At 68.5% G+C, this 19611-nt stretch carries 19 protein-coding genes; 9 read left to right on the forward strand and 10 right to left on the reverse strand.

Annotated features, from left to right (window positions below; all coding sequences use genetic code 11):
- From AHIS1636_RS01520 to AHIS1636_RS01530, 3 genes are read right to left on the reverse strand one after another with little or no spacing between them, the layout of a single operon-like run.
- Positions 1-855: an ABC transporter permease gene (locus AHIS1636_RS01520; RefSeq protein WP_264794034.1), complete on the reverse strand. Its 855-nt coding sequence runs from the start codon at positions 853-855 to the stop codon at positions 1-3.
- Positions 852-1799, reverse strand: coding sequence for an ABC transporter permease (locus tag AHIS1636_RS01525; protein ID WP_264794035.1), 948 nt, complete (start codon positions 1797-1799; stop codon positions 852-854). Before AHIS1636_RS01525 ends, AHIS1636_RS01520 begins: the two co-directional genes overlap by 4 nt.
- Before the next feature lie 7 nt (positions 1800-1806).
- Entirely contained in the window at positions 1807-3321 is a 1515-nt protein-coding gene (locus tag AHIS1636_RS01530) for an ABC transporter substrate-binding protein (RefSeq protein ID WP_264794036.1), read from the reverse strand.
- A 130-nt stretch (positions 3322-3451) separates the two neighbouring features.
- On the opposite strand from AHIS1636_RS01530, the gene AHIS1636_RS01535 reads away from it, so the two are divergent.
- The 4 genes from AHIS1636_RS01535 (at position 3452) to AHIS1636_RS01550 (ending at position 8322) form a co-directional block, all read left to right on the forward strand.
- The gene (locus AHIS1636_RS01535; protein ID WP_264794037.1) at positions 3452-4234 is read left to right on the forward strand and encodes a FadR/GntR family transcriptional regulator; all 783 of its coding nucleotides are present in this window, start codon (positions 3452-3454) and stop codon (positions 4232-4234) included.
- A gap of 124 nt (positions 4235-4358) precedes the next feature.
- Positions 4359-4610 carry a DUF3072 domain-containing protein gene (locus AHIS1636_RS01540; RefSeq protein ID WP_264794038.1) on the forward strand — a complete coding sequence of 84 codons (252 nt, stop codon included), beginning with the start codon at positions 4359-4361 and terminating at the stop codon, positions 4608-4610.
- A 185-nt stretch (positions 4611-4795) separates the two neighbouring features.
- Entirely contained in the window at positions 4796-7021 is a 2226-nt protein-coding gene (locus AHIS1636_RS01545) for a glycoside hydrolase domain-containing protein (RefSeq protein WP_264794039.1), read from the forward strand.
- On the forward strand, positions 7018-8322 hold the full coding sequence (locus AHIS1636_RS01550) for a glycosyltransferase (protein ID WP_264794040.1): 1305 nt from the start codon (positions 7018-7020) through the stop codon (positions 8320-8322). The genes AHIS1636_RS01545 and AHIS1636_RS01550 overlap by 4 nt, the downstream gene beginning before the upstream one ends.
- Positions 8323-8407: 85 nt before the next feature.
- On the opposite strand, the gene AHIS1636_RS01555 is transcribed toward AHIS1636_RS01550, so the two are convergent.
- On the reverse strand, positions 8408-8998 hold the full coding sequence (locus AHIS1636_RS01555; protein ID WP_264794041.1) for a DUF4352 domain-containing protein: 591 nt from the start codon (positions 8996-8998) through the stop codon (positions 8408-8410).
- Between the two features lie 658 nt (positions 8999-9656).
- On the opposite strand from AHIS1636_RS01555, the gene AHIS1636_RS01560 reads away from it, so the two are divergent.
- Entirely contained in the window at positions 9657-9881 is a 225-nt protein-coding gene (locus tag AHIS1636_RS01560) for a hypothetical protein (protein WP_264794042.1), read from the forward strand.
- 391 nt (positions 9882-10272) lie between these two features.
- Here AHIS1636_RS01560 and AHIS1636_RS01565 read toward each other — a convergent pair whose 3' ends face one another.
- Positions 10273-11565 (reverse strand): hypothetical protein, encoded by a 1293-nt coding sequence (locus tag AHIS1636_RS01565; RefSeq protein WP_264794043.1) that lies wholly within the window; start codon positions 11563-11565, stop codon positions 10273-10275.
- A 265-nt stretch (positions 11566-11830) separates the two neighbouring features.
- Between AHIS1636_RS01565 and AHIS1636_RS01570 the strand changes: the two genes are divergently transcribed.
- From AHIS1636_RS01570 to AHIS1636_RS01585, 4 genes are all read left to right on the forward strand, one after another.
- Positions 11831-12589, forward strand: a complete 759-nt coding sequence (locus AHIS1636_RS01570) for a type 1 glutamine amidotransferase domain-containing protein (protein WP_264794044.1) — start codon at positions 11831-11833, stop codon at positions 12587-12589.
- 32 nt (positions 12590-12621) lie between these two features.
- Positions 12622-13176: a dihydrofolate reductase family protein gene (locus AHIS1636_RS01575; protein WP_264794045.1), complete on the forward strand. Its 555-nt coding sequence runs from the start codon at positions 12622-12624 to the stop codon at positions 13174-13176.
- A 28-nt stretch (positions 13177-13204) separates the two neighbouring features.
- Positions 13205-13831: a class I SAM-dependent methyltransferase gene (locus AHIS1636_RS01580; protein WP_264794046.1), complete on the forward strand. Its 627-nt coding sequence runs from the start codon at positions 13205-13207 to the stop codon at positions 13829-13831.
- 229 nt (positions 13832-14060) lie between these two features.
- Entirely contained in the window at positions 14061-15482 is a 1422-nt protein-coding gene (locus tag AHIS1636_RS01585; RefSeq protein ID WP_264794047.1) for an FAD-binding oxidoreductase, read from the forward strand.
- A 55-nt stretch (positions 15483-15537) separates the two neighbouring features.
- Here the strand turns inward: AHIS1636_RS01585 and AHIS1636_RS01590 are convergent, their stop codons facing one another.
- The 5 genes from AHIS1636_RS01590 to AHIS1636_RS01610 all read right to left on the reverse strand — a co-directional run bounded on the left by AHIS1636_RS01590 (position 15538) and on the right by AHIS1636_RS01610 (position 19553).
- Complete coding sequence (locus AHIS1636_RS01590) at positions 15538-15771, reverse strand: zinc-ribbon domain-containing protein (protein WP_264794048.1); 234 nt, start codon at positions 15769-15771, stop codon at positions 15538-15540.
- Between the two features lie 96 nt (positions 15772-15867).
- Positions 15868-16086 carry a hypothetical protein gene (locus AHIS1636_RS01595; RefSeq protein ID WP_264794049.1) on the reverse strand — a complete coding sequence of 73 codons (219 nt, stop codon included), beginning with the start codon at positions 16084-16086 and terminating at the stop codon, positions 15868-15870.
- A 112-nt stretch (positions 16087-16198) separates the two neighbouring features.
- A complete protein-coding gene (locus tag AHIS1636_RS01600) occupies positions 16199-17215 on the reverse strand; it encodes a TIGR03842 family LLM class F420-dependent oxidoreductase (protein ID WP_264794050.1) in 1017 nt (338 codons plus the stop codon).
- Between the two features lie 10 nt (positions 17216-17225).
- The gene (gene hydA, locus AHIS1636_RS01605; RefSeq protein ID WP_264794051.1) at positions 17226-18647 is read right to left on the reverse strand and encodes a dihydropyrimidinase; all 1422 of its coding nucleotides are present in this window, start codon (positions 18645-18647) and stop codon (positions 17226-17228) included.
- 57 nt (positions 18648-18704) lie between these two features.
- Positions 18705-19553 (reverse strand): nitrilase-related carbon-nitrogen hydrolase, encoded by an 849-nt coding sequence (locus AHIS1636_RS01610; protein WP_264794052.1) that lies wholly within the window; start codon positions 19551-19553, stop codon positions 18705-18707.
- Positions 19554-19611 lie beyond the last annotated feature (58 nt).

Here is a 19611-nt window from a genome sequence, read left to right on the forward strand (position 1 = left end):
TCAGCGGCCTCCGTTCAGCTTCGGATCGAACTTGTCCCGCAGGCCGTCGCCGACCAGGTTGAACCCGAGCACCGCCACGGCGATGGCCAGGCCGGGCCAGACGGCGAGCATCGGGTAGGTGCCGAGGAACTGCTGCGACTCCTGCAGCATCCGCCCCCAGGACGGGACCGGCGGCGGTGTGCCCAGGCCCAGGAAGGACAGCGCGGCCTCGGCCAGCACCGCGATAGCGAAGGAGACCGAGCACTGCACCACGACCATGCCGGCGATGTTCGGCAGTACGTGCCGGCGCGCGATCCGGAACGCGCCCTGGCTGGAGGCCTTTGCCGCGAGCACGTACTCGGTGCTCATGACCTGCAGCGTCCCGCTCCGCGCGACCCGCGCGAAACCGGGGATGGAGCCGATCCCGATGGCGAGCATCGCCGTCGTCGTACTGGCACCGAAGACCGCGCCGAACATGATGGCGACCAGCAGCGCGGGGAAGGCGAGCAGGATGTCCGCGGCGCGCATCGACACTTCCTCCACAGCCCCGCCGCGCATGCCGGCGAGGATCCCGAGCGGCGTGCCGATGAGCAGGGCGATGCCGACGGCGACCAGCCCCACGAGCAGCGTTATCCGGGCGCCGTACAGGATCCCGGAGAAGACGTCGCGCCCGTAGCGGTCCGTGCCCATCAGGTGCGCGGCGCTGGAACCCTGCAGCCGGTCCGCCGGGGCGGCCTGCACCGGGTCGTACGGGGTCCAGACGAAGGAGATGAGCGCGGCGAGCACCACCAGCAGCACCAGCGCGGCGCCGATCAGCAGGGTGGGCGCCGGCCTGCGGCGGGTGGAACGGACGACGGCGGCGGGCTGGGTGGTCATGACGCCTTCCGGATGCGGGGGTCGAGGATCGTGTAGAGCACGTCGACCACCAGGTTGATGATGAGCGTGATGGCCACCAGCACCATCACCACGGACTGGACGGTGAGCAGGTCGCGGTTGCCCACCGCGTCCAGCAGCATCGAGCCGAGCCCGGGGATGACGAAGACCCGCTCGATCACGACCGCGCCGATGATCAGCGCGGCCAGCTGCACGCTGGTCACGGTCAGGACCGGGATGGACGCGTTGCGCAGCCCGTGCTTGAACAGGGCCTCCATCTTGCCCAGCCCCTTGGCCCGGGCGGTGCGCAGGTAGTCCTCGCTCATCACCTCCATCACGGCAGAGCGGACGTAGCGGGTGAGGATGGCGCCCTGCACGGAGGCGAGGGCCAGCACCGGCAGCGCCACGCGGGAGGCGAAGTCGCCGAAGTCCTGTCCCGGCGGGGTCCAGCCGTTCGCCGGGAACCAGCCCAGGCCGACGGCGAAGACCACCACCAGCAGGATGCCGGCGAGGAAGTTCGGCACGGCCACGCCGAGCTGGCTGAGGCCGCTGACCAGGATGCCGCCCGCGCTGCGGTGCTTGACCGCAGCGAGCGTGCCGAACGGGATAGCGATCAGCAGCGCCACGATCATCGCCAGCACCACCAGGATCAGGCTGACCTGCACCCGGTCCAGCACCAGCGGGCTGATGTCCTGGCGGGTCACGTAGGAGGTGCCGAAGTCGCCGAACGGCAGCCCGAGCGCCCAGTCGAAGTACTGCACGACCAGCGGCCGGTCCGTCCCGAACTCCGCCCGGGTCTGCGCCAGCAGCTCCGGCGTCGCGTTCACGCCAAGCGCGATCTGCGCCGGATCACCCGGAATGGCGCGCATGAACAGGAACACCAGCACGGTCGCGGCCACGTAGGTGACCGCGAACCGCGCCAGGTTGATCAGCAGCCGGATCGCCATCGAGCGGTTACTTCCAGCCGATGTTGGTCAGGTCCAGCGCCTCCGTGACGGAGTTGGCCGGGATGCCGGTCACCTTGGCATCCGCCACGACGATGTTCGGGAAGATGAACAGCACGTCCGCCGCGGCGTCGTCGACGATGGTCCGGACGACGTCCTTCATGCCTGCGGCGTAGCCGGCCTCGTCCGACGCGTCGGCCTTCGCCGCGGCGTCCTTGATCTTCGAGTTGTCGTAGCCGAGGTAGTAGTCCGGGTTGTTGAACATCGCCAGCACGTCCCGGCTCTCCACCGCCAGCACCACCGACATCTGGTAGTCGTGCTTGGTGAAGACCTGGTCCAGCCAGACGGCGGGGAATTCGGCGGACTCGATCTTCGCGTTGATGCCCACCTCGGCCAGCTGCGAGACCACGATCTCGGACACCGCCGTCGCATACGGCCGGGTAGGCACGGTGAACGTGATGTCCAGGTTCTCCGCGCCGGCCTCCTTCAGCAGTTCCTTGGCCTTGGCCGGATCGTACGGATAAACGTCGTTGAGGTCCTCGAAGTACGGATCCGTCGGCGGAACCGGCCCGCCCACCACGGTGCCGTAGCCGTTCCACGCGGTGTCGACGACGGCCTGCCGGTCGATCGCGTGCATCACGGCCTGGCGCACCCGCACGTCGTCGAACGGGGCCTCCTTATTGTTCATCGACAGCACGATCTCGCCGTTGGACGTGCCCTCGAGCACCTGGAACTTGTCGTTGCTTTCGAACGAAGACAGCAGCTCGGGAGCCTGCATGTTGTAGACCACGTCGACGTCGCCGGACTGCAGCGCGTTGGTGGTGGCCACGGCGTCGGCAAAGTAGCGCAGCGTCGCGGTTTCGACGCCCGGCTTCTCGCCCCAGTAGTCGTCGCGGGCGGCCAGCTCGATCGACTGCCCGCGGTTCCACGCCTCGATCGTGTACGGGCCGGTGCCGATCGCCGTGTTGGCCAGGTCGTCGACGCCGCTCGGGTCGAACATCGCGCCGACCAGCGTGCCCATGTCGAAGAGCCACGCGTTGCTCGGCTGCTTCAGCACCACCTCGACCTCGGTATCGCTGAGCACGTTGACGGCGTCCACCACGTCCATCTTCGACTTCAGGCTCGAGACCCACTCATCGGACTGCACGCGCTCGATGCTGAACTTCACGTCCTCGGCCGTGAACGGCTCGCCGTTGGAGAACTTCGCACCCTCCCGCAGCTTGAACGTGTAGGTCTTCCGGTCATCGCTGAGCTCCCAGGACTCCGCGAGCAGCGGCTGGATCTTGCCCTCCTGGTCAATCTCCACCAGGCCCTCGTACACATTGGACATCAGCGCCTGCGGAATCGCCGCACCCGCCGTCGTCGTGAAGTCCAGGTTCACCGGCTCCCCCGTGAGCGCCACCGTGACCGAGTCCTGCTGCGCCTCCGGCGACGCGCTGGAACCCGCGCCGGCATTGCACGCCGTCAGGGACAGGGCACCGGCCAGCACCGCCGCGGCCAGACCGAACTTCTTATTCGAACGCATGGGCCCTCCATCGAACCGAACTTCTCAACTCATCAGTGTGATCCATCCAACACTATGGCAGGATGATGTTGCTATCTAGTTACATGGTCTGACCAGTTGTGTGAAAATAACGACGACGGAAGGCGGGTTCATGGGCGACGTCACCTTTTCACCGGCCGTACCCACGCTTACCTACCAGCGCGTGGTCGAGCAGATCGAGCAGGCCATCCTGTCCGGCAGCATCAAGCCCGGCCAGCACCTGCCCAGCGAACGGGACCTCATGGTCCAGTTCTCCGTCAGCCGCCCCACCATCCGCGAGGCCCTGCGCGTCCTGCAGAGCCAGGGCCTGATCGCCTCCAAGCCCGGCGGGCGCGGCGGGCCGCAAGTGCAGGCCCTCTCCCCCGACAGCCTCGGCCGCTCCTTCACCAACCTCGCCCGGATCGCCTCGCTCTCGCTCTCCGAGCTCGTCCAGTTCCGGATCGTGCTCGAAAGTTCGGCCTGCCAGCTCGCCGCCGCCCTGCGCACGGAAGAACAGCTCGAAAAGATGCGCGACGCCGTCGTACGAATGGAAGCCGAAGCGGCGCACGGTTCGGACAGCTTCAACCGCGCGGACCTGGACTTCCACGCCGCCGTCTGGGAAGCGAGCCACAACGCCCTGCTGCGCATCTGCGGCGAGGCCGTCGCGGACTCCATCCTCAAACTCATGAACGACCGGATGGACCGTTCCGCCAACAGCGCCACCGCCATGCAGGAATCCGTCGAACGCGACCGCTCGATCCTGCAGGCCATCGAAACGCGCGACGCCGCCGCCGCCGGCAGCACCGCCAGGAACGCCATCGCCGCCTACTTCGCCGACTATTTGGACGCCGACGGGGCCCTCGGACTGCAGGCACTCACCGGCGGCATGGAACACCAGCTCCCGAGAACCGAATAGGCGCCCATGGGCCGCAGGTGGCCGCCGGGACGCTAAATTGGAACCATAAGCACGCTGAGTAAACCCGGCCGCGGGACGTCCGCGGGCGGCTTCCACTCCAGCATCGGCGGAAGGAGCATTGAGCATGGCAGAAGAACGCGAAACCCTCGGCAGCCCGACGCCGGAGCCCGCCGGCGGCATCCAGCGCGACCCCGAAGACTGGGTCACCGGCGACGAACCGATGACCGCCGCCCAGCGCAGCTACCTCGATACCCTGGCGCGCGAAGCCGGCGAAGAGCTTCCGGCGGACCTGACCAAGGCGCAGGCCTCCGAGCACATCGACCGGCTGCAGAAGCACAGCGGACGGCTCACCGGGGACGACCAGGGAACGCGCTGATCGAGCGCTGACCCGGAAGTCCGGATCCCCGAGCCACCGGGGACGGATGCAAAATCATGGCTCGATACAGAATCGTCATCTGCCGCTCATGACGCGGCTACCCGTTGGTAGTACGCTCCACCCATGACAATCGACGCCACGCCGCGTGGGCCCGGCGAGCCCGCGCGGCCCGCGGGGAGCAGCCGGTGATAGAGCGGGTGGATCCGTTCATCGGAACGGAGATCACCGACCTGCCCGAGCCCGCGGGCCTTCCGTCCACCTGGTGGTGGCCGAAACCCGCCGTGGGCAACACGCATCCGGGTGCCGCCTATCCGCTGGGCATGGTGTCGGCCTGCTCGTACTCGGGCGCCTACCCCACCGGCTACGGCCGCTACGACCTGTCCACCGAGGGCCTGCCGCCGACGATCCATGGCCGCCAGGTTGCCTCGGGCTTCACCCATTTCCAGCAGTCCGGCACCGGTGCCATCCGCAAGTACTACAACTACTTCCGCGTCACCCCGATGCTCGAGCCGCTGGATTCGCTCGGCCGGCACTGGGATCTGGACGAGGAACGCGCCGAGCCGGGCTGGTACGCCGCGACGCTGGACTCCGGAGTGCGCGCCGAAATCACCGTCGGGCCGAAGAGCGCCGTGCACCGCTACACCTTCCCGCGGCACCGCGACGCCCGGCTGGTGGTGGACTTCTCGCTCGGCGGCCTCTCCATTCCCTACGGCATCACCGTGCCGCTGCGGGCGCACCTGGAATCCGTCGGAGCGGGCGTGGCGCAGGGCGAGATCGTGATGGAGGGTGCCCCGCTGGCCGTGCATATCGAATGCGACGCGCTGCAGTGGCGCCAGATGCTCTGGTACGACCGGCGGCTGATGCCCGGCGGCACCCGGCTGGACTTCGACCATATCCGTCCGACGACGCTGCGGCCCTTCGGGCTCATGTGGGCCGGCCCGAGCGAGCCCGGCCAGTCGGTGGAACTGCGGTTCGGCTTCTCGCTCCGCGGCGTCGCGCAGGCCGAGCAGAACCTGCACCGGGACTGCGGCACCGGCCCGGGCCGCTTCAGCGCCCGCCGGGCCCAGACCAACGAGGCGTGGAAGGACCACCTGCGCCGGGTCAAGGTGGACACTCCATCGCGGGACCGGCAGACCATCTTCTCCACCGCCCTCTACCACTCGCTGATCAAGCCCTGCCTGGCAGAGAACGAGAGCCCGTTCTGGCCCGCCCGCGGCCCCTTCGCCTTCGATCTCTGCACGATGTGGGATATCTACCGGACCCAGCTGCCGCTGCTGACCACGCTGCTGCCGGCGCGCGCCGTCGAACTTGGCCATGCCCTCCTGACGATCTGCGAAGAGGAAGGCAACTTCCCGATCGGCTACCGCATGGCCCGCGGCGAAGACCGGTTCTCCCGGCAGGGCAGCGCGCTCGCGCACACCTTCCTGGGCGACCTGTGCCAGCTCGAGCTGCCCGGCATCGATTGGGACTGGGCGCTCGTCCACATGCACAACGACCTGCGCCGAACCTACGGCGAGGACTACCTGGTCGCGGGCCTGGCCCATCCGATCAGCCACACGCTGGACCTGGCGCTGGGCTACTGGTGCACGTCGAAGGTCGCGCGCCACGTCCAGGACAACACCCTGGCGGCCGAGTTCCAGCCCCTGATCCGGCATTGGGCCAACGCCTTCGACCCGACCACCGGCCTGCTCATCGACTCCACGTACTACGAAGGCAGCAAGTGGAACTACTCGTTCCGGCTGCTGCCCGACATGGCCGCACGGATCGAATTGGCCGGCGGCGACGGGCCGTTCATGGCGCTGCTGGACCAGTTTTTCGGCTTCGGCGCGGACCCCGTCAAGCAGCCCGGCCTGCGGCCCTCCGTCGAGGAACTGCTGGCCGGCTACTCCCTGGGGCGCTTCGAAGGCCTGAACAACGAGCCGGACATGGATGCTCCGTGGGCCTACCAGTACGCCGGCCGCCCGGACCGGACCGCCGGCATCGTCCACGACATCGTGCAGCAGCAGTTCGGGACCGGCCGCGGCGGCCTGCCCGGCAATGACGATTCCGGCGGGCTGAGCTCCTGGTACGTCTGGGCCTCCCTCGGCCTGTTCCCGGTCGCGGGGCAGAACCTGGTGCTGGTCAACGCCCCGTCCTTCCGTGAAGCCACCATCAGCGTCGCCGACAAGTCGCTGGAGATCCTCACCCGCGGCTTCAGGGAACCGGAGCACGGCGGCCCGCCGCAGTACGTCCAGTCCGTCGAGTTCAACGGCAAGCCCCTGGAACGCAGCTGGCTCCGGGGCAACGAACTGCACCGCGGCGGCCAGCTGGTCCTGCACCTCGGCCCGGACCCGTCCGGCTGGGCCACCACCAACCGGCCGCCCTCGGATTCAACCTCAAACCCGACCCCCTCGGAGGTACTCGCATCATGACCCGACAGCCCGTGAACCGCCTGGTCATCGTTGTCCGCGCCGATCCCGTCATCTGCGGCCATTCCGGCGAGGCCCGCAACCTGGCCGAGGCCGCCCGCGAGCGCGGCTTCGACGAAGTCCGCATCGTCACCTGGCCCATCGAACGGCTCGAAGCCGCCGGCCTGCCGCTCAAGCCCCTGGACGGCGTCCTGCCCTACAGCGACGGCATTATCGTGGAGCGGCCGGAACCCGTGGGCGATTACAAGGTCCCGGACGGCCGCTACCTCGCCGGTCTGACCGGCCGCCTCATCGAATTGTTTACCGACGGCGTTCCCACCGTCTGCCTCTCCCTCTACCTCAGCCCGCACACCGTCGCGGTGGCCGACGCCGTCCGCGCGGCCTGGAGCACGGGGCTGCCCGTCAATGTCACGACCATCGCCGAAGCCGTCGGTTCCGACGTCACCAACGTGGTCCGCGCCTGCGTGACCGAAGGCCGCTTCGGCGCCGCCGCGCACATCCTCTCCAGCTACCTCAGCCAGGACCACTGCGTCGCCGTCTCCGAGTACACCCGGGACCTGATCGTCGAGTCCGCGGCGCAGATCGATGCCCGCCACGGCACGTCGTTCGCCCCGCAATGCAGGGAACGCATCGGCATCTCCTACCCCGCCATCAACACCGCCGCCTACCTTGACCTGGACCCGGCCGAGCAGGAGCGCGTCCTCTCCACCCGCGGCCTCGCCAGGGACGGCTACGTACTCTTCCTCTCGCGCCTCGCCGCGGCCAAGGGCGTCGACGACCTGATCCACGGCTTCGCCGCCAGCCGCTCCGGCGCCGGCCTGGAACTCGTCATCGCCGGCCGCGGCCCGGAGGCCTCGCAGCTGCGCGACCTCGCGGCGGCATCCCCCGCCGCGGACCGGATCATCTTTCTGGACGATGTCGACGACGCCGAGAAGCCGCACCTCATGGCCGGCTGCGCCGCCTTTGTGCTGCCTAGCAAGCCGCGTCCGGAGTTCGTGGAAACCTTCGGCATCGCCCTGGCCGAGAAGATGCTCGCCGGCGGCGGCCCCGTCATCACCGCCGACACCGGCGGCATCCGCGAGGCCGTCGGCGACTGCGCCGCCTTCGTCCCCGTGGACGACCCGGCAGCGATCGCCGCGGCGCTGGACCACGCCATCCTGGAGACCAGCGCGGCCGAGCGCGCCGAGCAGGAGCGCCGGGCCCGTGAGTTCGCCCTGCAGTTCGACCGCGGCAACGTCTTCGACCGCATGTTCGCCCTCCTGCCGGACGGCATCCCGGGCCTCGAACCCGCGACCCGGCCCTGACGGGCGTCCCCTTCAACGGGGCATAGCTTCGTCTCTCCACGCCAAGACGACGTCGGCACCCGGGCCGGGTGCCGACGTCGTACTCTCAGCTTCGGTTGGCTTCCGGCGCTTCCGGTGCGGACCAGTAGACGCGGGACTCGCCGTTGAGGGAACTCCTCGGCTGGACGAACAGTTCAGCGTCCTGCCCCGCCTCCGGCGGAATGTCCATGCAGACCTGGTAGTCGCTCCGGCCTCCGTTCTCCAGCGTCGGCACGAGCACCGCCGCCTTCTCCAGCGTGGCCCGGCAGTGTTGCGCATCGTACTGCCGCGCGTCGCCGCCGCTCAGTTTCACGGACAGGTCCAACCACGGGTCACCCTCTGCCGGGCCGGTGTACTCGACAGACAGGTCCACCAGCACGTATTGTCCCTTCGGTGCCTCATTGAAGCCGCTCATGCTGATGACTTCCTCCGTTGCGTCGAGGTTTACGGACTTCACGGTCACCTCGTAGTCACTCACGGCGGCCGAATCGCCCAGCGAGAGGGCAGGGCCGGCCGCCTGCCGCTGCTCCGGCACGGCGCCCCCGGCGCTCTGCCCGGCGGACTTTTCAATACCGGCCAGCACGCCGCTGTAGAGCACCTGGGAGACCATGAACCCGGTGACCGCCAGGGCGGACATGATCAGCGCGGCAATCGGCATACCCGTCCCCGCCCGGCGCCTGGCCGCAAAAACCAGCGCGGCTGCCCCGAGACCGAGGCCGGCAACACCAGCTGGCAGCACAAGGAAATTGGCGGCCGGCAACAAGCACAGCAGCAGGGCGACGAGTGAACTGACGAGGGCGGCGATCGCCAGTCCTTGGCCTCCCCTTGGCTGCGGTTCCCCTAGGCCGCCTGCAATGAATGGACCCGGCGGCGCAGGTTGCTGAGGTGCCGGGCGTTCCCCCGTGGCAAAGTCTGGCACGCCCGGCGGTCCCGGCTGGTCCGGCATGCCCGGCTGCCCGAGCTTCCCCGGCTGTCCCGGCTGGCTTGATTCGTCATAGTTTGGCCGCGGCTGGGTCGGTGCGGCCGCTCCCGGCGCAGTAAGCGGCTGTCGTGAGTCGTTCAAGCCCATGGTTTCCCCCGGTGCTGAGTGGATTCGGTTCCCCCGTCGCTGACATCGATGCGGCGGACTGATGCCAACCCTATGGAGCGAGCCGGGCGGTTTGAACCTTCAACCCCTCGCCTGTGGATAACGCCGTGGACAGTGAGCAACGCCATATCGGGTCGCGGCATCGGCGCCGCCGCGGCAGCCCGATAATTTGAAGGAGCACCTCCGTGCCAGGGCTTTCGCCCGTCCCTTCCAGTCTCCAGGACAGCCCATGTTTTCCCTTGCCGCGATCCGCCGCGCCGTCGCGTCCGACGCAGCAACGCCGGTTATCCTCGCCGTGTTCTACACAGTCGTTCTGTCGGCCGGCGCCGCGATCCTGGCCACGGGCGGCACCAGCACCACGGGTGTCCTGATCGGGGCGCCGCTCGCGACCGCGTCCTGCATCCGGCTGGTCCAGCTGGGCTATACGGCTGTGCGGCGCTTCAGGAACAGGTAGCTCCCGGCCAGGCTGAAAAGTACGACGGCGGGTGCCCCGCCTTCGTGGCGGGGCACCCCTCAGTTCGTGGTTACCAATCCCAAGCCTTCATGGGTCTCACCCTTTCCAAGTACTCCGGCCGAACGCCGCCACGCGCGGCGGCGTTCGGCAGCTGAATGTTCGTCAGATCCGCACCAGGGGCTGTGGCCGGCAAACGGCCCGCAGAAGGCAGCGTCCAATGAAGCGCTGAGCCCGTGCGAGGGTTGCGGTCGGCCCCACAGACATCGGCGCATGACCGCGGCTACCGGAGCAAAGCCGGTCCGTTCGCGGCCCGGGCGCTGAAGATGCCGGGGCTGAGTGCGGGAGTGTTCATGGGTGCCGCCTGTCCGGAACCGAGACAGGCAGGACTGGATCAGTCGGGCGTGGAGCCAGGATCGAATTCCGGGGCTGCGGGCAGGGCCGTGCCGTCCGCTATCCGGGTCAACAGGCTGGCGAGCTCTAGGTGCTGACCGTCCGGCAGGAAGGCGTCGGCCGATGCGGAACCGGCAGCTCCCGTGCCGGCGCCTCCCGTTCCGCCGCTGGCGGTGGGGGCCGGGCCGGCAGGAATGCCGCCGGAGTAGGCCGGAAGGACCGCAGGGCGAGCAATGGCGCCGATCGATGGCGCAGCTACTCCGGTGCCCGCGATGCCGGAAAGGTCCTGGTAGCTCAGTATCTGCGGCTGGCTCGCTTCCGTGCCGGCATCTGGGCGAACCGGAGCGGCCGTAGCGGATGCACCGGTCGATGCCCGGGCGCCTGCTGCCGCCGCCAGCGGCGGCACCCGCGTTACAGCCGCTGCGTCCGGTTCAGCAAGAGCAGGCCCGGCTACCGGATCGCCGGCCTGGTCAACAGGGCCCTCAGGCGCGGACTCAACAGGAGGATCGGAGGATTCCTCGGGCTTATCTGGCTGGGACGGAGCCCCGGGCAGCAAAGGCAGCTCAGGTAGCGACGGCGCCAGCGGGTCGGTCACGGGACGGAGCGGATCCGTCACTGGCTCAAGCACCTCGGCCACCGGTTCGATAACCGGACGCAACTGGTCCGCCGCCGGAGCCAGCACCTCGGCCACCGGTTCGATAACCGGGCGGAGTTGACCCGTCGCGGGCTTGAGCGCTTTGCTTACCGGCTCGGTCACGGAGCTGAGCTGCTCCGTGACCGGCGTGAGGACCTCGCCAACTGGGGCGGTGACAGGCTCGAGTTGATTCGCGACGGGCTTGAGCAGTCCACCCGCCGGCTTGGTCACGGCGCCGGCGGGTTCGGCAACGGCCGCGGCGACGGGTTCGACGAGCTCTGCTACCGGTGCCGCGGCCAAGGCGCCGAGTTCGGCAACAGGGGCGGTGACTTGGGCCGCGGCCGTTCCGGCCCGGGCCGCAGCGTCTTCCAATTCCGCTGCGGCCTCGGCCGGCAAGACACGGGCTCCAGCAACTGCGTCGGCAACGGCTCCGCCAGCTGCGCCGACGACGTCTCCGGCGGCGAGCGCGGCGCGGTCAGCCCCATGACTGGCCGGCTCTGCGGCGGCCTGCACCACCCCCGCTACCGTCTGCGAGCCGCGGGCATCCGAAGTGGCGGCCTCCGCCGTCGTCGTGGTGAAAAGAGTCCAGCCTAGGGCACCGACGCCGGCCGCTATGCAAACGCGCGCGGCGGCGGCCGAAATAGCGATGCGAAATGCCACGGCCCCTCCCCCGGCAAAACCGGCCCCAAAATCCCCTGATGTGCCCCACCAGAGGTGGAACGTGAAACCTATAAAAGCACTGTCCGGCGGCCGTTGTAAATAGGTCCATCAGCGCCGCAGGCGAACCCCCATGTCAGCGCGAAAGGCCGGTCTGCCCTTGTCCTGCTTTCCCGTCCCGGACTAGCCTTCCAATAGCCGGTCTTCCCCTACACAGCTCACCAATCAGCGGGCCTCTCCGCCGCGGGCCGGCAAGGAGGAGCAGCACATGGCACGGATCCTGATGGTCGTCTCGGCCGCCGATTCCCTGACGATGAAGGACGGGACGGAGCATCCCACCGGCTTCTGGGCGGAGGAACTGGTGACCGCTCACCGGCTGTTGACCGAGGCCGGGCACACCGTGAACATCGCGACGCCCGGCGGCAAGAAGCCCACCGTGGACGCCATCAGCCTCGATGCGCAGAGTGCCGGCGGCCAGGACAAGGCGGACGATTTCGCCGCCTACCTGAAGGAGATCGAGCCGGAGCTGTCCGCGCCGCTGGTCCTCTCCGAAGTCAGCGCGGACCACTACAACGCCATCGTGCTGCCCGGCGGCCACGGGCCGATGGCGGACCTCGCCTCGGACGCGAACCTGGGCCGGCTGCTCGTGGAGGCGGACCGGGAGGGCATCATCATCGCCCCGTTCTGCCACGGCCCCGCCGCCCTGCTCAGCGCCACCAACGACACCGGGGATTTCGCGTTCGCGGGCCGGCACCTGACCGTATTCACGGACGAAGAGGAACTCGGTGGCGGCACCGGAGACAATACCCCGTGGCTGGTCGAATCCACGCTGCGGGACGCGGGCGCGATCGTCCAGGCCGGACCCGCCTGGCAGCCCAACCTGGTCCGCGACGGCAACCTGATCACCGGGCAGAATCCGGCTTCCAGCGAGGTCGTAGCCCGGGAAGTCCTCGCCGCCCTCGGGCCGGCCCCCGAGGCCGCGCAGGACGACGAAGCCGACGACGAATCGGACGAAGACATCCAGTAGCATCCAACGGCACCCGCAGAAGGAGCGACGAAATGCGACGAGTCACCTCCGGCCTGTTCCACTCGGTCGACGGCGTGGTCCAGTCCCCCGACCAGTGGCAGTTCGACAGCTTCGACGAGGAGCTCGGCGCCGGGATGGGCGACTTCATGAACCGGACCGACACCGTCATCCTGGGCCGCACCACCTACGAGGAATGGGCCGGCTACTGGCCCACCGCCACCGACGAGTTCGGCGGATTCATCAACCCGGTGCGGAAGTTCGTCGCCTCCCGGACGCTCAGCGGCGACCTGGAGTGGGAGAACTCGCAGCTCATCGATGGCAGCCTGGAGGACTTCGTCCGTGAGCTGAAGCAGGGCGCCGGCGGGGACATCGCCGTCTGTGGCAGCATCTCGGTGGTCCGCCAGCTGCTCTTCGCCGGCCTCCTGGACTCCCTCATGCTGATGCAGCATCCCGTCGTCGCCGGCAAGGGCAAGCACCTGTTCGAACCCGGTGATCCCACCACCCGCCTGGTCCTGCAGGACTCGCAGGTCACGAGCAAGGGGAACGTGATCATGCAGTACGGCCTGCGCGGCGAGAACCTCAACTGAACAACGACGGCGGAAGGCGGTTTAGCGGATGGGCTTCAGGAGCGCGCTGTTCGCCTCACGCTACGATTCGGCCACCCGCCACATGGAGGAGACCGAGCTCGGACGCCGCCGGGCGGCGCTGCTCGCCGGGCTGACCGGCGACGTGCTCGACATCGGTGCCGGGACCGGCGCGAACCTGCCGCACTTCCCGGCGTCGTGCACGGTCACGGCCGTGGAACCGGACCCGCACATGCGGCGGCGGCTCGAGGAGAAGGTCGCCTCCGGTGCCGCCGGCGCCGCCGTCTCCGTTTCCGACGGCTCGGCCGAGGCACTGCCCGCCGAGGACGGAACCATCGACGCCGTCGTCTTCACCCTCGTGCTCTGCACCGTCCCCGACCAGCCCTCCGCCCTCGCCGAAACGCGCCGCGTCCTCAAACCCGGCGGCCGGCTGCTCTTCCTCGAACACATCCGCGGCACGGGTCGGCACGCCAAAGCGCAGGACCTGCTCCGGCCCTTTTGGTCCTTTGGTGCCCAGGGCTGCCAGATCAACCGGGAAACCCCCGCCGCCATCGCCGCCGCCGGCTTCGTCCTGGACCTGCAGGAGCAGTTCAGCCTCGATCCCGGTTGGCTCCCCGTCAACCCGTTCGTCGTCGGCACCGGCACGAAGGCCGGATAGTCGGCTTCCGGCGGCACAAGCCCCAATCTGGTCCGTTGTCAGGTTGACCGGCCGCCCCTAGAATGGCGACCACCATGAGCTCCGGCGCATTGCGCTGGACCGTGACCGGGCGGGGCACCTGAGGACCGCGGGCCCGATGGGGTGCACATCCGGCAGCGCCGACAACTGCGAGCGCCATTCACTGTTGGAGCAGGGGCGGCGGGCCCCTTGGCACGGAACGGGCAGACCGATGAACACAGGCCATTACGGGGAAGAGGACGGCGATATCGACCGCCTCCTGGCGGAACTCGACGAGCGGATCGCAGGCTCGGTGATCCGGCCGCAGGACCCGGGGTACGACGACGCCCGGGCGGTATGGAACGGCATGATCGACCTGCATCCTCGGGCCGTCGCCAGGGCCGGGGCGGTTTCCGATATCGACGCGGTCCTCGACGCGGCCAGGCGCAGCGGCCTGCCGCTGGCAGTGCGCGGGGGCGGGCACAACATCGCCGGGCACAGCAGTGTCGAGGGCGGCCTCGTCCTGGACCTCGGCCCGCTGCGCAGCGTGGAGGTCGATGCGGAGCGCCGGCTGGTGACCGTGGGTCCCGGCGCGACGCTGAGGGACGTGGACGAGGCGACGGCTCCGTACGGTCTGGCCGTGCCGCTGGGAGTGATCAGCGCGACAGGCGTCGCCGGCCTGACCCTGGGCGGCGGGGTTGGCTGGCTGACCCGTTCCAACGGGCTGAGCCTGGACAACCTCGATTCGGCCGAGGTCGTCACCGCTTCCGGGGAGCACGTGCATGCGAGCGAGGAAGAGAACCCCGAGCTGTTCTGGGGGCTGCGCGGCGGGGGCGGGAACTTCGGCGTCGTTTCCTCCTTCACCTTCCGTGCCCGGCCGCTTCCGGCCGGGGTGCTGGGCGGAAACTTCTTCTACCGTCCGGAGCACTGGAAGGGCGCGCTGGGTGCCTTCGACCGGTGGACGCAGGACCTGCCGGAGGAGATGAACCCGATTACGTCCTTCCTGGTCCTCCCGCCCGAGTTCGACATGGGCGACGCCCCGTGGATGGTCGTCGGATTCGCCTGGTCGTCGGAGAACCACGAGCCCGGCCTCGAGCTCATCGAACGGCTGCGCCAGGACGCCCCTCCGGACGCCGAGGAGGTCGGTCCCGTCCCCTGGCTGGAGTGGCAGTCGGCGATGGACAGCCTCTTCCCCAAGGGCTCGCGCGGATACTGGAAGAACGTGTCATTCTCTCGGCTGGACGAAGAAGCGATCGACGTCCTGGTCGGTTTCGCCTCCGAGGTGACGTGGGCCGGAACCGGGATCGACATCCACCACATGCAGGGTGCCTTCGGGCGCGTCCCTGAGGAGGCGACGGCCTTCCCCAACCGCGCGGCGAAGTACTGGCTGAATATCTACGGGTTCTGGCAGGACGCGGCGGAGGACGCGCGGCTGAGCGAGTTCGCCAGGAAGGCCCACGCAAGCATGCAGCCGTTCGCCGAGCACGGCCAGTACGTCAACTTCCTGGGCGCCGAACGCGGCCAGGACATGACGGAGGCGGCCCGCCAGGCCTACGGGCCGGCGACCTACGAGCGGCTGGTCGCGCTGAAGAACCGCTTCGACCCGGACAACCTTTTCCGGCTAAACCACAACATCGTGCCGGCGCCCGCCTGAGCCCCGTCGTCGTTCCCCTGGCGTCCGCTTGGCGCCAGGCCCGCGGCCACCGCCGCTACGCGCGCAGCAGCGCGTCCTTCTGCTGCCGGGACATGTCCGTGCGGCCGCCGCAGTTCGCGCAGACCGAGTAATACTTGCGGCCGGTCGTGAAGAGCGGGATGAAGAAGACCGTGAACTTGCCGGCCTCCTCGATAATGCGGTGCGGCCCGTAGACCCCGCAGTAGGCGCAGGAACCGGGACGCATGGTCAGGACGCGGGGCCGCCGGGTGAATCCGAACAGGATGAACAAACGCTGCTCCTTGCTGGGCGGCAGGAAAAGGACCGGCCCGGCACCCCCCAAACAATCTGGTTCGTGCCGGGCCGGAGTCTGGAAAAGGCCTGCGGGTCAGAGACCGAACTTGTCCCCCATGCCGCCAAGCTTGTCGCCCAGGCCGCCGGGGAGCTTGCTGAGCAGGTCGTTGACGTCGATGCCCAGGTTCGATAGCAGGCCCGAGTCGCGCTCCGTGTCCACCTGGTCCGGCAACTGCTGGTCCGCCTGATCCGCCTTGTTGGTGTCGCCGGTCGACCTCAGGAGGTCAAGGATCTGCTGCTTGTCGATCTGCATTACGCGCTCCTTATGCATCAGATGATCAGGACGCTTACTACTCTGGCGAGGGCGGCGGCGGATGACAACCCCTTTGGCCAACTCCGGCAGCCCTGAACCGCTAAAAGGGCGCTCAGGCCTTGGCCACCACGTGCTCGCGCAGGGCGGGCATAATGGTTTCGCCGTAGACCCGCAGCGTCTCTTCCTTGTTGTCGTGCTGCAGGTAGCCGGCGAACTGGGTCACGCCGAGGGCCTTGAGCTTCTCCAGCTTCTCGATGTGCTGCTCCGCGGTGCCGAGCACGCAGAACCGGTCGACGATCTCGTCCGGGACAAACAGCGTGTGCACGTTCCCGGCGCGGCCGTGCTCGTTGTAGTCGTAGTCCTGGCGGCCGGCGATGTAGTCGGTGAGGGCATGCGGCACGGCGGAGTCCGTGCCGTACTTGGCCACGATGTCCGCCACGTGGTTGCCGACCATGCCGCCGAACCACCGGCACTGGTCCCGCATGTGTGCCACGTCCGAGCCCACGTACATGGGCGCGGCGACGCAGAACTTGACGGCCATCGGATCGCGGCCGGCGTTGGCCGCGGCCGTGCGGACCGTCTGGATCATCCATTCGGCGATGTCCACGTCGGCCAGCTGCAGGATGAAGCCGTCCCCCACCTCGCCCGCGAGCTTCAGCGCCATGGGGCCGTAGGCGGCGACCCAGACCTCCAGCCGGGACCCCTTGCTCCAGGGGAACTGGAGGGTGGCCCCCTTGTACTCGACCGGGCGTGAGTTGCCCAGCTCGCGGATCACGTGGATGGCCTCGCGCAGGGTCTTCAGGGTGGTCGGCGCGCCGTTGGTCACGCGCACCGCCGAGTCGCCGCGGCCCACCCCGCAGACCGTCCGGTTGCCGTACATCTCGTTCAGGGTGGCGAAGGTCGACGCCGTGACGGTCCAGTCCCGCGTGGCGGGGTTTGTGACCATCGGCCCCACCTTGATGGTCCGTGTCTCGGCGAGGATCCGGCTGTGGATGACGTAGGGCTCCTGCCAGAGCAGGTGCGAATCGAACGTCCAGACGTAGTCGAACCCGTGCTCCTCGGCCCTCTTCGCGAGCGCTACCGTGCGGGCGGCCGGCGGGTCGCACTGGAGTACCGTTCCGAATTCCATTCACTCGCTCCTAGATCAGGTACTGGCTGGGATCACGCCGCAGGAACCGGCCGTGCGTCTTGCTGCCCAGGTACTGGTCGCCGTCGACGATGACCCGCCCGCGGGACAGGACGGTGTCCACGTGGCCGTCGATCTCGAACCCTTCCCAGGCGGAATAGTCCATGTTCATGTGGTGGGTCTTCTCCAGGCCGATGGAGGTGTGTCCCGCGGGGTCGTAGATAACGACGTCGGCATCGGCTCCCGGGGTAATGGCACCTTTCCTGCCGTACATCCCGAACATGCGCGCCGGCGTCGTACTGGTGATCTCCACCCAGCGCTCCAGCGAGATCCTGCCGTCCACCACGCCCTGGTACAGCAGGTTCATCCGGTGCTCCACCCCGCCGATGCCGTTGGGGATCTTGGAGAAGTCCCCCACGCCCATGTCCTTCTGGCCCTTCATGCAGAACGGGCAGTGGTCCGTGGACACCATCTGGAGTTCGTTGGTGCGCAGCGCCTGCCACATGTGGTCCTGGTGGTGCTCCTGCTTGGAGCGCAGCGGCGTGGAGCAGACCCATTTGGCGCCCTCGAAGCCCGGGGCGCCGAGCTGGTCCTCCAGCGACAGGTACAGGTACTGCGGGCAGGTTTCCCCAAAGACGTTCTGGCCGTTGCTCCGGGCGGCGGCCAGCTGCGCGACGGCCTGTTTGGCGGAGACGTGGACGACGTAGAGCGGGGCGCCGGTGAGGTTGGCCAGCATGATGGCCCGGTGGGTGGCCTCCTCCTCCATCTGCCAGGCGCGCGCGACCCCGTGGTAGTACGGATCCGTCTTGCCCTGCGCGAGCAGTTCGGCGACCATCGCATCGATGGCGGGGCCGTTCTCGGCATGCATCATGGTCATCAGGCCGGTGTCCGCCCCGACGCGCATGGCCTTGTAGATCTGGGCGTCGTCGCTGTAGAAGACGCCCGGGTAGGCCATGAACATCTTGTAGCTGGAGACCCCCTCGCCGATCAGGCCCTCCATGGCCTTGAGCGAATCGTCGTTGACGTCGCCGATGATCTGGTGGAAGCCGTAGTCGATGGCGCACTCGCCGTCGGCCTTCTCGTGCCAGGACTGCAGCGCGTCCATCACGCGCTCACCATACTTCTGGATCGCGAAGTCCACGATCGTCGTCGTACCGCCCCAGGCCGCCGCCCGGGTTCCGGTCTCGAAGGTGTCGCTGGCCTCGGTGCCGCCGAAGGGCATCTGCATGTGGGTGTGTGCGTCGATGCCGCCGGGGATGACGTACTTGCCGGCGGCATCGAGCACCGTGTCCACGGAGGACTTCAGGTCGTGGCCCAGCAGGGCGGACCCGGGGGCCAGCACGGCGGCGATCGTTTCGCCGTCGATCAGGACGTCGGCTTCCGCGCGGCCGGTGGAGCTGACCACGGTGCCGCCGGTAATCAGGGTTGTTGGCATGGCTGCTCCTCCTGCCGCTCGGTCCTCTGCTGGCTGCCGTGCTGGTTACGGTGCTGGTTATGGTGCGACGATCGGCCCGTACGCATCCGGGCGGCGGTCGCGGTAGAACTGCCAGTTGTTGCGCGCGGTCCGGACCAGCTCCATGTCCAGGTCGCGGATCAGCAGTTCCTCCTGCGTGCCGCTGCCCAGCTCGCCGACGTAGTTGCCCTGCGGGTCCGCCACGTAGGAGGTGCCGTAGAAGTTCACCGCCTCGTCCCCGAACTCGTTGGCCTCGGAGCCGACCCGGTTGGGCACCACCACGTAGTAGCCGTTCGCCGCCGCGGCGGTGGGCTGCTCCAGCTCCCACAGGCGGTTGGAGAGTCCGGGCTTGGAGGCATTCGGGTTGAACACCAGCTGCGCGCCGTTGAGGCCGAGGACGCGCCAGCTCTCCGGGAAGTGCCGGTCGTAGCATATGTTCAGGCCGACCTTGCCCACGGCGGTGTCGAAGACCGGCCAGCCGAGGTTGCCGGGCCGGAAGTAGAACTTCTCCCAGAACTTGTCCACATGCGGCAGGTGGTTCTTGCGGTACTTGCCGAGGTAGCTGCCGTCCGCGTCGATCACCGCGGCGGTGTTGTAGTAGATCCCGGGCTGCTCCTCCTCATAGACGGGGAGGATGATGACGATGTGGTGCTCGGCCGCGAGCGCCGAGAAGCGCTCGGTCAGCGGCCCCGGCACCTGCTGCGCGAAGTCGTAGTACTTGCGGTCCTGGACGATGCCGAAGTACGGCCCGTGGAAGAGTTCCTGGAAGCAGATCACCTGCGCGCCCTCGGCCGCGGCCTTGCGGACGAAGTCCTCGTGCTTGCGGACCATGGACTCTTCGTCCCCGGTCCAGGTGGTCTGCGTGAGTGCCGCCCTAACGATGGTCATCGACTGCCTCCGATATCCGGTCCTGCGCGCACAAGAACGCGTGCATCGATTCGTGCCT

Source organism: Arthrobacter mangrovi (assembly GCF_026011795.1).
Classification (GTDB): domain Bacteria; phylum Actinomycetota; class Actinomycetes; order Actinomycetales; family Micrococcaceae; genus Crystallibacter; species Crystallibacter mangrovi.

Bases quoted from the DNA above. Each gene is read 5' to 3' on its own strand.
- AHIS1636_RS01520 (WP_264794034.1), bottom strand. From the start codon at position 855: ATGACCACCCAGCCCGCCGCCGTCGTCCGTTCCACCCGCCGCAGGCCG.
- AHIS1636_RS01525 (WP_264794035.1), bottom strand. From the start codon at position 1,799: ATGGCGATCCGGCTGCTGATCAACCTGGCGCGGTTCGCGGTCACCTAC.
- AHIS1636_RS01530 (WP_264794036.1), bottom strand. From the start codon at position 3,321: ATGCGTTCGAATAAGAAGTTCGGTCTGGCCGCGGCGGTGCTGGCCGGT.
- AHIS1636_RS01535 (WP_264794037.1), top strand. From the start codon at position 3,452: ATGGGCGACGTCACCTTTTCACCGGCCGTACCCACGCTTACCTACCAG.
- AHIS1636_RS01540 (WP_264794038.1), top strand. From the start codon at position 4,359: ATGGCAGAAGAACGCGAAACCCTCGGCAGCCCGACGCCGGAGCCCGCC.
- AHIS1636_RS01550 (WP_264794040.1), top strand. From the start codon at position 7,018: ATGACCCGACAGCCCGTGAACCGCCTGGTCATCGTTGTCCGCGCCGAT.
- AHIS1636_RS01555 (WP_264794041.1), bottom strand. From the start codon at position 8,998: ATGCCGATTGCCGCGCTGATCATGTCCGCCCTGGCGGTCACCGGGTTC.
- AHIS1636_RS01560 (WP_264794042.1), top strand. From the start codon at position 9,657: ATGTTTTCCCTTGCCGCGATCCGCCGCGCCGTCGCGTCCGACGCAGCA.
- AHIS1636_RS01570 (WP_264794044.1), top strand. From the start codon at position 11,831: ATGGCACGGATCCTGATGGTCGTCTCGGCCGCCGATTCCCTGACGATG.
- AHIS1636_RS01575 (WP_264794045.1), top strand. From the start codon at position 12,622: ATGCGACGAGTCACCTCCGGCCTGTTCCACTCGGTCGACGGCGTGGTC.
- AHIS1636_RS01580 (WP_264794046.1), top strand. From the start codon at position 13,205: ATGGGCTTCAGGAGCGCGCTGTTCGCCTCACGCTACGATTCGGCCACC.
- AHIS1636_RS01585 (WP_264794047.1), top strand. From the start codon at position 14,061: ATGAACACAGGCCATTACGGGGAAGAGGACGGCGATATCGACCGCCTC.
- AHIS1636_RS01595 (WP_264794049.1), bottom strand. From the start codon at position 16,086: ATGCAGATCGACAAGCAGCAGATCCTTGACCTCCTGAGGTCGACCGGC.
- AHIS1636_RS01600 (WP_264794050.1), bottom strand. From the start codon at position 17,215: ATGGAATTCGGAACGGTACTCCAGTGCGACCCGCCGGCCGCCCGCACG.
- hydA (WP_264794051.1), bottom strand. From the start codon at position 18,647: ATGCCAACAACCCTGATTACCGGCGGCACCGTGGTCAGCTCCACCGGC.
- AHIS1636_RS01610 (WP_264794052.1), bottom strand. From the start codon at position 19,553: ATGACCATCGTTAGGGCGGCACTCACGCAGACCACCTGGACCGGGGAC.